At 55.4% G+C, this 13,646-nt stretch carries 12 protein-coding genes; 5 read left to right on the forward strand and 7 right to left on the reverse strand.

The annotated features are described in order from the left end of the window. Positions 1 to 63 precede the first annotated feature (63 nt). A complete protein-coding gene (locus AB7951_RS20820) occupies positions 64 to 669 on the reverse strand; it encodes a dTDP-4-dehydrorhamnose 3,5-epimerase family protein (RefSeq protein ID WP_439062528.1) in 606 nt (201 codons plus the stop codon). Between the two features lie 107 nt (positions 670 to 776). Beyond that, positions 777 to 950, reverse strand: a complete 174-nt coding sequence (locus AB7951_RS20825; RefSeq protein ID WP_158596765.1) for a hypothetical protein — start codon at positions 948 to 950, stop codon at positions 777 to 779. 332 nt (positions 951 to 1,282) lie between these two features. Here AB7951_RS20825 and AB7951_RS20830 point away from each other — a divergent pair, with 332 nt between their 5' ends. Next, the gene (locus AB7951_RS20830; protein ID WP_439062724.1) at positions 1,283 to 2,767 is read left to right on the forward strand and encodes a glutamate-1-semialdehyde 2,1-aminomutase; all 1,485 of its coding nucleotides are present in this window, start codon (positions 1,283 to 1,285) and stop codon (positions 2,765 to 2,767) included. 717 nt (positions 2,768 to 3,484) lie between these two features. Here AB7951_RS20830 and AB7951_RS20835 read toward each other — a convergent pair. Beyond that, positions 3,485 to 4,951: an undecaprenyl-phosphate glucose phosphotransferase gene (locus tag AB7951_RS20835; protein ID WP_439062527.1), complete on the reverse strand. Its 1,467-nt coding sequence runs from the start codon at positions 4,949 to 4,951 to the stop codon at positions 3,485 to 3,487. 45 nt (positions 4,952 to 4,996) lie between these two features. Next, entirely contained in the window at positions 4,997 to 5,593 is a 597-nt protein-coding gene (locus AB7951_RS20840; protein ID WP_158596788.1) for a Crp/Fnr family transcriptional regulator, read from the reverse strand. A 516-nt stretch (positions 5,594 to 6,109) separates the two neighbouring features. On the opposite strand from AB7951_RS20840, the gene AB7951_RS20845 reads away from it, so the two are divergent. Further along, positions 6,110 to 7,375 carry a lipopolysaccharide biosynthesis protein gene (locus tag AB7951_RS20845; protein WP_439062526.1) on the forward strand — a complete coding sequence of 422 codons (1,266 nt, stop codon included), beginning with the start codon at positions 6,110 to 6,112 and terminating at the stop codon, positions 7,373 to 7,375. Positions 7,376 to 7,408: 33 nt separating this feature from the next. On the opposite strand, the gene AB7951_RS20850 is transcribed toward AB7951_RS20845, so the two are convergent. The 3 genes from AB7951_RS20850 to rfbF form a co-directional block, all read right to left on the reverse strand. Further along, positions 7,409 to 8,131 (reverse strand): LuxR C-terminal-related transcriptional regulator, encoded by a 723-nt coding sequence (locus tag AB7951_RS20850; RefSeq protein WP_439062525.1) that lies wholly within the window; start codon positions 8,129 to 8,131, stop codon positions 7,409 to 7,411. 303 nt (positions 8,132 to 8,434) lie between these two features. Then, on the reverse strand, positions 8,435 to 9,493 hold the full coding sequence (locus AB7951_RS20855; RefSeq protein WP_093760308.1) for an NAD-dependent epimerase/dehydratase family protein: 1,059 nt from the start codon (positions 9,491 to 9,493) through the stop codon (positions 8,435 to 8,437). Between the two features lie 10 nt (positions 9,494 to 9,503). Continuing rightward, positions 9,504 to 10,352, reverse strand: coding sequence for a glucose-1-phosphate cytidylyltransferase (gene rfbF / locus AB7951_RS20860; protein WP_439057471.1), 849 nt, complete (start codon positions 10,350 to 10,352; stop codon positions 9,504 to 9,506). A gap of 515 nt (positions 10,353 to 10,867) precedes the next feature. Here rfbF and AB7951_RS20865 point away from each other — a divergent pair. From AB7951_RS20865 to AB7951_RS20875, 3 genes are all read left to right on the forward strand, one after another. Next, positions 10,868 to 11,185, forward strand: coding sequence for a hypothetical protein (locus AB7951_RS20865; protein ID WP_439062524.1), 318 nt, complete (start codon positions 10,868 to 10,870; stop codon positions 11,183 to 11,185). Between the two features lie 1,127 nt (positions 11,186 to 12,312). Beyond that, positions 12,313 to 12,933: a GntR family transcriptional regulator gene (locus AB7951_RS20870; RefSeq protein WP_439062523.1), complete on the forward strand. Its 621-nt coding sequence runs from the start codon at positions 12,313 to 12,315 to the stop codon at positions 12,931 to 12,933. A 197-nt stretch (positions 12,934 to 13,130) separates the two neighbouring features. Further along, complete coding sequence (locus AB7951_RS20875) at positions 13,131 to 13,640, forward strand: ureidoglycolate lyase (RefSeq protein ID WP_439062522.1); 510 nt, start codon at positions 13,131 to 13,133, stop codon at positions 13,638 to 13,640. The last annotated feature ends 6 nt before the right edge of the window (positions 13,641 to 13,646 follow it).

Consider the following 13,646-nt stretch of genomic DNA (forward strand, 5'->3'; position numbering starts at 1 on the left):
ACTTTATTTGACGGATGGGATTGCGGATTGGCGCGGCGCCTTGCGGCAATCGTTCGCTCGATGTTAGTCGGCCATCGGAATGAGACTGTGCGCCAATTCGCTGCTCGCAGGCGTAGACATACGCGCCCGCATTTCCGCTTCGCGGCCTTTGAGAGGCGCCCAGGCCTCATCCCGCTCGGAGATTACCGAAACAGCCGGCCAGCTGATGCCGAGGACCGGATCCTGATATCCGATGCCTCCCTCGCCGCCTGCCTTGTGAGACGTGCTCATGAAGTAAAGAAGTTCGGTATCATCAGCCAGGGTGATGAAACCGTGCGCGAACCGCTTCGGAATATAAAGCCCGCGACCGTTTTCAGCGGAAAGTTCGACGGAAACATGCCTAAAGTAGGTATTGGATTCAGGACGAAGATCCACGATGACATCCAAAACGGCGCCCCTTACACAGCGAACATATTTCTCTTCTGCGTACGGCGGATATTGGAAATGCAGTCCTCTTAGCGTTCCTGCCTTGCAGTTATAACTCAGGTTCGCTTGCCGGATCGAGGTTTCCAGCCCAGGAGCGGAGAGCTCTTCAACACAGAACACACGCGAGAAGTATCCACGTCTGTCCTCGTGTCGCTCGACGTCAATGACGAAAGCGCCTGCCAGATCTGTCTCGGTAAGGATCATTTAGGCCTGCGAATAAGATAGTTTCATACCCACTTGGAACGGAACACGACAGCTATGCGCGTCGAGAGCTCCGCATGGTGGTGCAAACGCGCGGATGACTAACCGTCCTATAAGATAGCAAATTGGATAGCCGTAACGCATGCCCTGCCCAGCACGTAGATCCAGGCGATGGTTGCCCCGGTTGCCAGCAGGACAACAGCCGTTGGCCAATCGAGCCTCCGGCGCTCGCCCTTCGAGATCACGGTGTCAGCCAAGATATTTTGTGAGTTCAGCTTATCCATATGCGTCATCCACATCTGATCGTCGTGAGCAGTATGGATGCTAACTCTCTCAACTCGCCTGAACATGACAATGCTCAATAGTCGAAGACCATCGTGGTCGCGCGCCCAACGCCGCAACGCGAACATCGGTCGGTCTCCGCAGCGCCCCCCTTCCAGACCGGCTTAAGCGGGTCTTATACAGCGTCGTGCTCGCTATGACCCATCAGCGATCGCTCGTTAATTTCGTCGAAAACGTGTTCAGACTTGACGACGCGCAAGTTTCCTCCCCGATCTGGCTGCGACAAATTATCATTGGATACTTTTGTATTGTCGCGTCGATAGAGGTTACCGTCATGCCCGACAGCATTTTTGAGAATGGAGTTTCATCCACTGATGCGTCCGTTCGCGAGCAATTGCGGATCCGAGCGCACACAGCAATCCCCGGCGGAGCCCACACTTATGCAAAGGGCGACGACCAGTTCCCAGTTTCCGCGCCAGCCTTCATTGCCAGAGGACTAGGCTGCCACGTATGGGACACCGAGGGTACGGAATTCATCGAATATGGCATGGGGCTTCGCTCCGTCGGATTGGGGCATGCCTTCCCCCCCGTTATTGAAGCTGCGGCGGCTGAGTTACGATATGGGTCGAATTTTACCCGGCCGTCGCCACTCGAAGTCGAATGCGCGGAAAGCCTGCTGGAGATCATTCCAGGCGCCGAGATGGTAAAATTCACCAAGGACGGATCTACGGCGACCACGGCTGCAATCCGCCTCGCGCGAGCTTACACAGGACGGGACATTGTTGCGCTCTGCTCCGACCATCCGTTCTACTCCTATGATGACTGGGCGATCGGCTCGTCGCAGATGCCCGCCGGCATTCCCGAAGAGACAAAAGACCTCACATTGACGTTCCGCTACAATGATCTGACATCGGTGGCAGTGCTGTTTGCGCTCTATCCGGGCAGGATTGCCGCCATCATTCTAGAGGCCGAAAAGGATGTTGCGCCAACCGAAGGCTTCTTGGAGGGAATTCGCCAGCTCTGCACGAGCAACGGAACGCTTCTAATCCTCGATGAGATGATCACGGGATTTCGATGGCCGACGCGTACGGCGCAGAACTTCTACAAGGTAACGCCGGATTTGAGCACTTTCGGCAAGGCCCTGGGAAACGGCTTTGCCATTTCGGCGCTGGCGGGCAAGCGCGAGATTATGATGCAGGGCGGTCGCGATCACGACAAAGAACGCGTCTTTCTGCTGTCTACGACACATGGCGCTGAAACGCATGCACTTGCTGCCGCGCTGGCGGTGATGAAAGTCTATCGTGAAGAAGCCGTGATTGAGACATTGGAACGTCAAGGCGATCGATTGAAAGCCGGCGTGGATGGCGCAGCGGCACACCATGGCTTGAGCCAGTTATTCAAGCTGGCCGGGCGCCCGTCCAATCTCGTATACAGTTGCTGCGATGGAGACGGGATACCGTCGCAGCCATACCGCACCTTGTTCTTGCAAGAACTTTGCCGCCACGGAATTATCGCGCCTTCGCTGGTGACTAGCTATTCCCATTCCGACGACGACATCGATCAAACGATCGATGCGGTCGATCAAGCGCTCCACGTGTATCGCAAAGCGCTAGAAGACGGAATTGACACATATCTGATCGGTCGCCCCGTCCGCCCCGTTTTCAATCGATATGGCGATAGAACAAGCAGCGGGACAACCGCGCCAGCCAGCGCTCAGATCACGAAGACGCTGCTTAGACCCCGACGCAAACCACGAGCCTCCAATACTGCGGCCGGAAATCGGCGCAACTCGCGTTATGCTGAATCCACGATAGGATAAAATCGAAGCTTACAGATTGCCCCGTGAAGCGTTCGAGACATTGTCACCCGACCGACTACCGATCCCACAGAAGGTCGTCCGCGACCTCTGCAACTCCCTTTGCAACACAAGTGCCGCCCACGCCAAATGCGCGATAAGCCAAAGTGCGAAGATGTGCTGTATCAAAGACATAGTTTGCAGATCCGCTTAAGGGGAGCAAAGACATCGTGGATGGACAACCACGGCCGCGATGGCGGCGTATCACATACATCGACAGTCCACATCACGTAGATACCTTAAAACATGAAAATGGCAGATTTCTGCGTGCTTCGACAGATTTAGATGGTAATTGGTGGTAGGAGATCGAGACTCTCTCCTTCATCGCGGCCCTTCAGCAGCGCGACGTCTCGATTTGGATCATCCTAGCCACGGTTGTTCGGAGGCCATGCCGATACAGGTGCCTTCGATGACCTTGTGCACAGAAGCGCATTGACGCCTTATAGCTGAACGAGACTTTGCCCTGATAGCGCAATGACAATCGCGCTTACGCTCAATGCGGCTCGCACAGCAGCGCTCATCAAATGACGGGTGTGCCCGCAATCTCGCTTCAGTGCTAAGGCGCCCGACATCCCAGCGACGCGGTGGGGAAGTAAACTTACGGCTTCTCCGAACTGGCCGTCACTAGGCGTGGTGTTCTGAGGTTTCACTGCCGCCCGTGCAACAAGCTTCAACAACACATCAATAAACGTTGTCAGTCTTCAACACCCGAAAGACCGTCAAAACCAGGATGCGAAGATCCAGCCAGATCGACCACGATTCGATATACCACAGGTCGCTTTCGACCCTCTTCTTCATCATGCCGATCTCTGGGGTTTCGCCTCGGAATCCATTGACCTGAGCCCAGCCTGTAATTCCTGGCTTGATCTTGTGCCGCATGGCATAGGTTGCAATGAGCTGATCGTATTCAGAATCGTGTGCCAATGCATGCGGCCGAGGCCCCACGAGCGACATTTCCCCGCGAAGTACGTTGATTAGCTGCGGTATCTCATCAATGCTGAGCTTTCGCAACAGCGCTCCCAGCCGCGTAATACGATGATCATTCCTCTTGGCCTGAACAATGACCGGTCCGTCGTCTCGCGTGTTCATCGTCCTGAACTTATAGATCTTGAACGGCTTTCCGTTGAAGCCTGCCCGCTGCTGGAGAAATAACGACCGGCCCGGCGACTCCAGGCGTATTGCGATGCTGATAATCGCAAACATTGGCAGCAGGACAATGAGTCCCGATGCGGCCAACAGCTGGTCCATGGATCGTTTCATTGTCCGCTGCATGGCACTCAGGGGCGCACGCTGCAGCTGCAGGGCCTTTGTCGGGCCAAAATCGAATAGCGGTCGATCCAGCAGGCGAGCTGTCCTTTGATCAGAAACGAGTTTGATTGGAATCGGGAGAACACGCAGCTCGCTTTCGACTTGCCCGACCGCATCGAGAAATGCCCAAGGCATTGCGATCACGACCTCGTCCACCCCGGTTTGGCGGACATAGCGAACGAGCTCGCGCAAGCGTTCCTTGAGGATAGCAGGATCGAGCAATTGGCTGGGCACCATTGGAAGCGATACGATTTTGCAAACAGAGTAGCCATATAACTCGAGCTTACTCAGCATTGCGTTACCGATGAGCTCCTCCTCTAGACCGACCAAAACGATCCGGTTCGGCCGAATAAGCTTCGAGCGGATGACATAGGAACAGAGTTCCGCGACGATGAATCTCAACACGGAAGAAACAACGAGGCCGCTTACAAAGAAAAGCAAAACCCAGCCACGAGAGAAGGTCGAGCCGCTTTTGAGCAAGAAAACGAGAGCCGCGAGAGACGCAAATACGGCCAACCATGTCAGTGCGGATCTGCCAACCTGCCACCGGCCTCGCAGCAGATTGGACGCTTGATACAGCTTCGAAACATGAGCGATAGCGGAATACAGAATGCCGACAGCCATTCCCGAGCCCAGGTTGTTTTCCGCGCTGCTATAGCCAGCGACAGCGGTAGCATCATAAATGATGCCCGTCGCGACCGACAGAATTACAATCCATATCAGGTCAAGCGCCGCTACGAGCGGGGAAATCACCGACAAGGAGGACGGTACGCCGAACTCGTGCTGACCGTGCGGTCGCTCCAGTCTCGCCGCCGCCTTTCGATCGCCCACCGGATCCATTGAATCTGCTCCTACCAAATCTCGAGAGCTTCACCACACTATCCGCTATCTCTGCGCCCTTGCGCTTGCGACCTTCATCAACCCATTTTGATTGATGAAGCGAATGGTCTTCCGGCTTGGCAGATCAATTAGCTCTTTCGCTTTGAAATCAGCGAGTGCCCGACAGACAGTCTCAATTGATGTTCCGACATGATCGGCGATATCGGCCCGAGATAGTTGCAGCCGAAGCGCTTTGGGACGCTTCGGGTCCTCGCGCAAATGAGGTTGAATGCGAAGCAGAAGCCACGCAATCCGGGCGACGCAGGTTCGCTGGCTCATCGTCAGTACAAGAGAGAGTGTTTCCGACAGAACTTGATGAGTCCCGCATGGCTCGCCCTGATGACAAACGCGGGCAACGGTGGTGCGAATGACTCGGCAGTCGGTAACTGCTTCAGCTGTGAATTCTTGGCACGCCTGCTGGGTGGGCATGACAACATCGCCTGGCCAATAAAAGGCAAGGATTTGCCGGTTGCCGTCGGGGAGCAGACGCACTGCCCGCACGACGCCTTCGATGATTTCGATCTTCTGGTTTTGTTGCTCTCCCTCCCAGAACAGGGCTCTGCCCCGCGGAACAATCGTCGGAGTGGGAGTACGATCCAGCATTATCTTGCTGGGCAGCACAGTAAGGCCAATCGGCGCGCGTGTGCAGGACGGCTTTAGGGAAACCATGTCTAGCGGCATTGGTCCAACCCTCAACGTTAAAGCGTGCGTTGAAGGTGGCATGCAGACAACTTTAAGAAAATTCAGGCTCGTGCGCTAAGTTTTCTATGGTTCCAATTCGGCCTGATGGTCTAGACCGAATGTCAGGAAAACTATTCTGCGCTTAGCTGGCGCACATTTTTGGTTATGATAGCGCCTATAATATTGGCGTATTGCCGCCGAGCGCAGCATTCTACGTATTTACTATCACGCACGGAATATGCGCGATTCACGTATCGATGTCATCTTCGAATTCTGTGACGACCGTCAATTATGCACTGACCTTTTTTGATTGAATGCGGACTTCACAGATGGCCCCATCGAGTGGCTCACGCTGCTTTTCAAGGTCATCCAGAGACGTGATCGGGTGAAGCGGCATATCGCTTGCGAGTGAAGCCCTTTCACCAATCGAAAGAGCGCATGCCATTGGTCAGAACGGGGCTTCTTGCCACCTCAGTCGCTATCCTCGGGATGCGGGTAACCATCTTGGCATGCAAGTTCGGGCTCGCCATCTTTGTTGGCCGCTATCTCGATCTTTCATCGTTAGGGGTCTTTGGACTCTGCGCCGGCGTTGTCGCGGTGGGACCGAGCCTAGTCGGGATGGGTATGGTCCATCTCATCGTGCGGGATGCAGTTACGCTGACGCTCGCTGAATTGGTCGACCTGCTGCGGCACTACTGGTCCTTTGTCACCATCGTTTACGCCCTGGCGCTGACGATTTCCTTTCCGGTCACGCACTTTCTGAACGGATCGAGCATATGGTCGCTGGTCATCTCGATTACGCTGCTAGAGCACTTCGGCAACGACGTTTTCCAATTACTATCAAATTTGCAAAAGCCTCTTCTGGCCAACATAAGCGCCTTCATTCGCGGGGCCCTCTGGGTCTTGGTCTATACCCCACTGGCCATCTGGTATCCGGAACTCAGATCCATGACCGCGTTGCTGTGCTTCTGGCTCGCCGGCAGCATCGTGGCTTTGGCTCTGTTCTTCTGGACAACCAGACTGTGGCCGTGGACAGCAACCTCGCTGGCGGCGATCGACCCACAGCGAATTTTCTCCACGATCAGGAAAGGTTTCGTCATTTACCTGAGCGATCTCGGTTTTGTGGCAAGCCAATATATCGATCGCTATCTGGTTTCGTTTTTCCTCGGGCTGGAGCTAACCGGCATTTACTTTCTCTATTGGTCGGCCGCAAACGCCGTGAGTACCTTCGTGAGCATTGCCGTCCTGCAGGTACAGCGTCCCATACTGATCAAGGCACACCATCATGGCGGCGATTCAGAACACCAGAAGCTGCTGATGCCGTTTCTAGGCACGACATTGCTCTCGACAATCGCATTGGGTGCAGCGACCGGATTGGCGTTCTATCTCGTCTTGCCGTACTTGAAGCAACCGGCCATCGGAAACTTCCTGTTGGCATTCTCGCTTATCATGGCGGGAATGGCGGTGCGCAACGTCGCAGATTTTGGAGCCATGGCATTGTTTACGGCTCGCCGAGATGGCGTTATGACGCTCACCAATCTCGCATCGGTTACTGGGCTGATCGTCGCCCAGTCGCTCTGTCTGCCACTCATGGGGCTTTATGGCGCCGGGACCGCTATGATCATCACGTTTGGGGCGATCACAATCTGGCGCGGCGCGTTGCTGTATGACCCTACGCCGAGCAAGTCGCCAGCGCTGGGATAGCTCCAGGTTACCCAGGATCAACGACAGCCAGCTCTATGCCGGAAATCTCATGCGTGATCGGCCGCCATTCATACCCATCCCCTCGATCATGAAACGAGTGCTGGAGGCGCGGTTAGCAGTACGTTCTTTCGGTCCAACAATCTTTGCGGCCATGAACGCCGCCTCGGTTCTATTGCGAGCGCCAAGCGCCCGAAGAAGTGCAGCTGTATGAATTTTGCTCGTGCCCTCGGCGATGCTCAGCTCACGTGCGATCTCTTTGTTCGACATTCCCTGCGCCAGCAACGGCAGCACGTCATGCTGGCGACGCGTCAAACGAAGTTTGTCGACATCGACCGTCATCGTACGCTGACTGCCAATGCTGCCATGATCGCCATCTGCGAGCCATCGTGGAACATAGATGCGTCCAGTGAGCAGATCGCTGATAGCCGTCAGCAACTCTTCGTCGGATTGCAGCTTGTAAACAAATCCGTGAAACCCAGCCGAGAGGCAGCCAAATACGTCAGCGCGGGTATTTGACGTCGACATGATTGCAACGCGCGTTGCAGGTCTTCGCTCATAAACCTGCGCGAGCACCTCAAGCGAAAGGTCGTTGAGGCTTGCTCGATCCATCAGGATCAAGTCGAAACAATCATCCGCTTCGAAAACCTCGAGGCGAGACGCCTCGATTACTCTGGAGTGTGGAAGTCTTGCCTCAATAACGTCCTTGAGGCCGGCTCGATAGACGCTGTGCTGGTCGACCACTAAGATTACTGACACGACACCAACCCCTGGTATGCGTAATCCAAATTTATGCGGCGATAATTCTGCTTCGGGCGCCCTCTACCGCCGCTCACTTTAATATTCTGCAATGCAACAAGAATACCTACGAACGCCCCCGTGTCAACTCATTGAATCAAATGGAACTTTTCGACGACCCGTATAAATCTGGGTACACGCGCATAAATTATGCACTCGCAATATCGACAATCGCGCACTCGGCTGGATTGCAATACCTTTATTCTACTCGGCACGAGGGTGCACACATGCAGACTGCGCGGAAACGTCGCGGTTAGTTTGCAGTCATTCCGCCGCGACTGCAGGGAACATGTCCTTCATTGGCGTCCAACGAAGCCGCGGATCCAATTGCTCTGTATCCCGCAGATGCCGGAGTTCAGCCAATCGCGTAAAGGGCGCCGCATTGAAAACTTTCTCGTCAAGCTGAATGCGCTCAAAGACGCTCTTTAGCTGCAGCGCTCCCAATCGCGCATCCCATTTGCAACAAAAGCTTGGCAGATGCTCTTTTATCTTTGCGAATGAAACGCGATAACTACGATCGTCTGCTCCAGCAGGCCCAAAGGTCAATACGGAGCCGGCGAATGTCTCATTGACGATATTCGCAATGTCACGGACCGCATAGTTCTGCGTCTCGTCGCCGACATTGAAGGCCTCGCCCCACACCGCTTCGCGGGGCGCCTCCAATGCGCACACAATCGCTTGGCAAATATCATCGATATGCACCAACGGTCGTAAAGGCGACCCATCACTCATCACACGCACTGTTCCAGAGGTGTATGCGAAGCCGGACAAGTTGTTCAAGACCAGGTCAAAACGTTGCCGTGGCGAAGCGCCGAATGCCGTGGCGTTGCGAAGAAACACTGGCGTGAAGCGCGAGTCGGCCATTGCCCTTACGTCGCGCTCAACTAGAACTTTGCATTTGGCATAAGCAGTGCGCGGGTCTACCGATGACGTCTCGGTCTTCAGCTCATCGCCGGACGCGCCATAGATGCTGCATGACGACGCGTAGACAAATCGTCGAACGCCGGCATCCTTACATTTCTTTGCGAAGGCGACCGAGCCTTCGTGATTGATCTCCATGGTCATGCCAGGGTCATTCTCGCCGAGAGGATCGTTCGACAGCTCGGCAAGGTGCACGACTGCATCAATTCCAGTAAGATCAGTCGTCGTTAGTTGGCGCGTGTCCTTCGAAATGACCATTGGCCGTGTGCAGCCATCATCAAACAACCAGCCCCGGCGATAAAGGCCTGTGTCGATGCCAACTGCATCATGACCGTTGCTAAGAAGCTTTGGCCCAAGTACTGCGCCAATATAGCCGTCAGCTCCTGTATATAGGACGCGCATGATCTCGCCCTCACTTAGCGGTCTGACCGGCAAATGCCGGATCAGACATACGAGCAGCATTGAACGTCGGAGCTGTGGATTTTTTATCCCAGACACACCATGGGGGATTCCCCGTATCCCATAACTCCTGCAGGACGGCCTTGTCGCGCAAGGTATCCATGTTCTGCCAGTAGCCGTGGTGTCGATAGACCGCGAGCTGATCTCGATCGATAAGTTGAGCCAACGGTTCGTTCTCCCAGCTCGTGCTGTCGCCATCGATCACGTCGAGTGCTTCAGGCTCGACGACAAAAAAACCTCCGTTGATCACCTGCCCGTCTCGCGCATCCTTTTCCCGGAAGCGGGCCGCACGTGGACGCTCTGACGACAAATTAATCGCACCGAAGCGACCGGGCTGCTGGACCGCTGTCACCGTCGCGAGCGCTCCTTGCTCGTGGTGGAACTTGATAAGCTCCTGCACATTCACATCGCTTACGCCATCGCCGTAAGTGAGACAGAACGTCGAGTTTCCGATATAATCCTTCACGCGCTTCAATCGCCCGCCTGTCATGGTCTTCTCGCCGGTATCGACGAGCGTGACCTTCCACGGCTCGCTTGCATTGCGATGGATCTCGACGTCGTTACGCTGCAGGTCGACGGTGAGATCACCCTGGTGCGGCAAATAGTTCAGAAAGTAGTCCTTGATCACCGAGCCCTTGTAGCCGCAGCAGATCACAAATTCGTTCAGACCATGATGCGAGTAGAGTTTCATGATGTGCCAGAGTATTGGACGCCCGCCGATTTCGACCAAAGGCTTGGGAACGACCGACGTATGCTCGCTGAGGCGCGTGCCATAGCCGCCTGCAAGGATCACCACCTTCATTATTCTCTCCTGTCCTTTGGTCGCCATCGTCTGATTTCACACATCGGATACCGTCCGATGTGCAGATGACCTTATTGGCAGGATAGGCAACATCACCCGTTGCGAGTTGACAGCCGTCAAATCTGAATTTTCGTTGAGCAATAACTTTTGCGCCAACGTTCTACTTATAAAGTGCCTGCGAGATTTTGATTGAGGGCCACCGATATGGTCGCCCATGCGCGACCATTGCGATTACGTTGAGACCTCTGCGAGCGTCGATTGGCCAAATACGCACTGATGAGTCAGAAACGATGAGTCCGGAGTTTCTACTTCTTCTCATGGCCTTTACCGCACTATGTCTGATGGTGCTGACAGCCTATTGCGGTGGCGAAGATGTATTGTCTGGCCGCTTCACTTCACCTTCAGCCCTGGATACTCCCCACGTCGCCACGATTCATCGCCCGCCTCATGTGACACCAGATACAGCAGATTTCTTCAGTTGAGACTGCGTTGAACTTAGCGTCGGGATTGGAACTTTGAGCAGCTCGCACTTTCTGACACCAGGTCAACTTCAGCTCCTGGCGACGGAAGTAGTCGGCCCGGCTCCAGGCTGGAATGCGAAGATCGAAATTCCCGTAGGCGGCGGCATTTTCGTCGGCGGGGAGGAAGCTTCCGATCTGTTCGCCCGCGCTCTGTTGCAGGCGACTCCCTTGCCACCACCACATGAACAGGAATTTGATGAGGACGCGGGCTCACTCGTACTCGACCATTTATGGACCGCGACATCCACCGGTCGCCAGGCACGCGATAACGCAATTGCATCTGATAGCGATGGGACGAGTCCGGTCCGCTGATCTTAGGTCTGACGATAAGCTCACCGCCTCAAGCGCATCTGCCGAGAGGCTTCGTTACAGCTTGAAATCCAGCTCTACGACGCCATCGATCGGTTTCGTGCAAGCAGCACTGAGCCAGAGCTTTGGCCAAGCGATCTTGAATAACCTCACAGCAATATCTGGAGGCAGCTGCGACTCGACCTTTACGATAGCCGACTGCCTCTTCCCACAATTCCAGAACTCAAAACTGATGCAATTTCTGCGATAATCGTATTCTGGCTCGAACAACAAGCCTCGCGGTATTGTCTCGCCACCCATAATCTGCCTCGCCCCTGCGCAACGCGTTACGTAGCCACGCGTCGTCCGATGCAGGCATTTCATATCGATAAATTGTCGATAGGTTGACGTGCGCAGGAAGATTCGGGCTGGGTCTGTAAAATTATTTAAACCACCGGCGTCCCGGATTCATAAGCGACCGTCGATGATTGCGCCTGTGATTGATGGCAGAATGCAGCGTTTACTCTTGTGCAAATTATATCGGCCTAATCGACACAATTCTCACACCCAGGCACAGCGGGATAGTAATTGTCTATGCCGGAGGGATCCAAATTGTCTTACGGCGCACATGTGTCGCGGGATACTGTAGCGTAGGGGTGCCACATGAATTGTATCGAGCGATACTCTCTGGTTCAGCTCGTGGGGATGCATTCAATAAACGACCTTATGTCGTCGATGGACACAGCGATGAGGTCTTGTCGCGGCGCGGGAGCAACGTCAACTCCATCGGACGTGATATATCCGCAAGTGGCGGCGGCAAACCCGCAAGAAACTGAGAGCTGGTTCCGGAATAAAATGGATGGTCGACCATGTCGTGGAGAGTGCGGCTTTGCGCCAGAAGCGGTCATGTGGAGCTCCAAAGACAGCGGAATTTCGCGAAGTCCGCATAAAAGGCGACACCAATTGAGAATGGGTGGCTCGTCCAGAGCTTCGGCTTGACCAGCGGCGAGAACGTACCGTACGTCTACCGATATGGCGGCATTTCTATCCAATCGTCGAAAGCAACGTCCGTGCCTTCTGTCAACAAAGCAAAGAAATCAACCAGCAAACGCCCGGCACGGACCAATGGCAGCATAACAGACGCAACCTATTTGAAGCTGCACAACCTGATCGAGTCGCGACAGCTACAGCCCGGCGAGGTGATCGAAGAGCGCCGGCTTGCACTGCGGCTGAAAGTCTCGCGGACACCGCTGCGGGCTGGCATCAGCCGGTTGCTGGGCGAAGGCAGGCTCGAGCAATTGTCCAACGGCACTGTGGTGGTTCGCACAATCGAGATGGCGGAATTGCTCGAATTGGTCCATCTCCGCATGGTGCTGGAGAGCGAAGCGACGTTCATTGCGGCGACCCGCATCGCGCTGGATATCCTTGCACCGATCAGGGCTGCGCTGGAGAAGATCATTGCTGCGTCGACAGTTTCCGGGACGGTTCACTGGACCCTCGACGATGAAATTCATGACCAGATCGCGCGGCATTGCGGCAATCGCTCGCTTGAGAAGCTGATTGGAGAAATCCGGCAGAAAATCCGGATGTGCAATGTAGAGCGCCAGCCTGGCCGACTGCTGCCCGCCACCCGCGAGCATCTGGCGATTATCGATGCCATCATCGATCGTGATGCCGCCGCAGCCCGTCAGGCGATGATCCTGCATCTCACTAATGTGCGGCAGGGATTGCTCGAACGGTTCGGGATCTTCCTGCCCGAGCCTCACGGTTAGGTCGAGATCAGGCAGAATCCCTGCGGGCGCATGTCCGAAAATTCTGCAGCTGCCCGCAATTTTGTCGGACTCCGTCCAAATTTGACGCAGCTTCCCGGGCTTCGCAGCTTGACTGAAATCAGCATGGGCGGTTCACTGGTATACCAGTGGAATATCAAGCCGCTCCGCAACGCCGACCAACCAGATGTCCCGCCTGAATGACGCCAAACCACATTGCTTCCCACACCGTCGCGGCCGAATCGCTGTCCCCTGCCGCCTTTGCCGCCTTCGGCGATGTAGCCGAGCGACCGATCGACGTGCGCCGGCGCTATCTTCCGACATCGGACGATCGCACCGAGGACGCCGCCACCTTTTCCTTCTGGATCAGCAGCGCCGCCAGGCTCGGCAGCCTGCCCCTGCCAATCACGACGCTGGAGCGTCATCCGTTCTCCGCCCAGACTTTCATCCCGCTCGGCAGCAGCCAATACCTGGCGATCGTGTGCGATGCCGGCCCGGATGGCCTGCCTGATGTGGCCACCCTGCGGTGCTTCATCGCCGGAGCACATCAAAGCATCACCTTCGCCCGCAATGTCTGGCATCATCCCATGACCGTTCTCGGCGCGGCCATGGAATTTGCCGTCGCCATGGGCATGACCGGCCGGCAGGACGACGACGTGTTCGTCGATATCGCAGGCGACGTTCGCGCCGTGATGCCGCAGAGCGCATAGGGATCG

The organism is Tardiphaga sp. 285_C5_N1_2, from assembly GCF_052076065.1.
GTDB lineage: Bacteria > Pseudomonadota > Alphaproteobacteria > Rhizobiales > Xanthobacteraceae > Tardiphaga > Tardiphaga robiniae.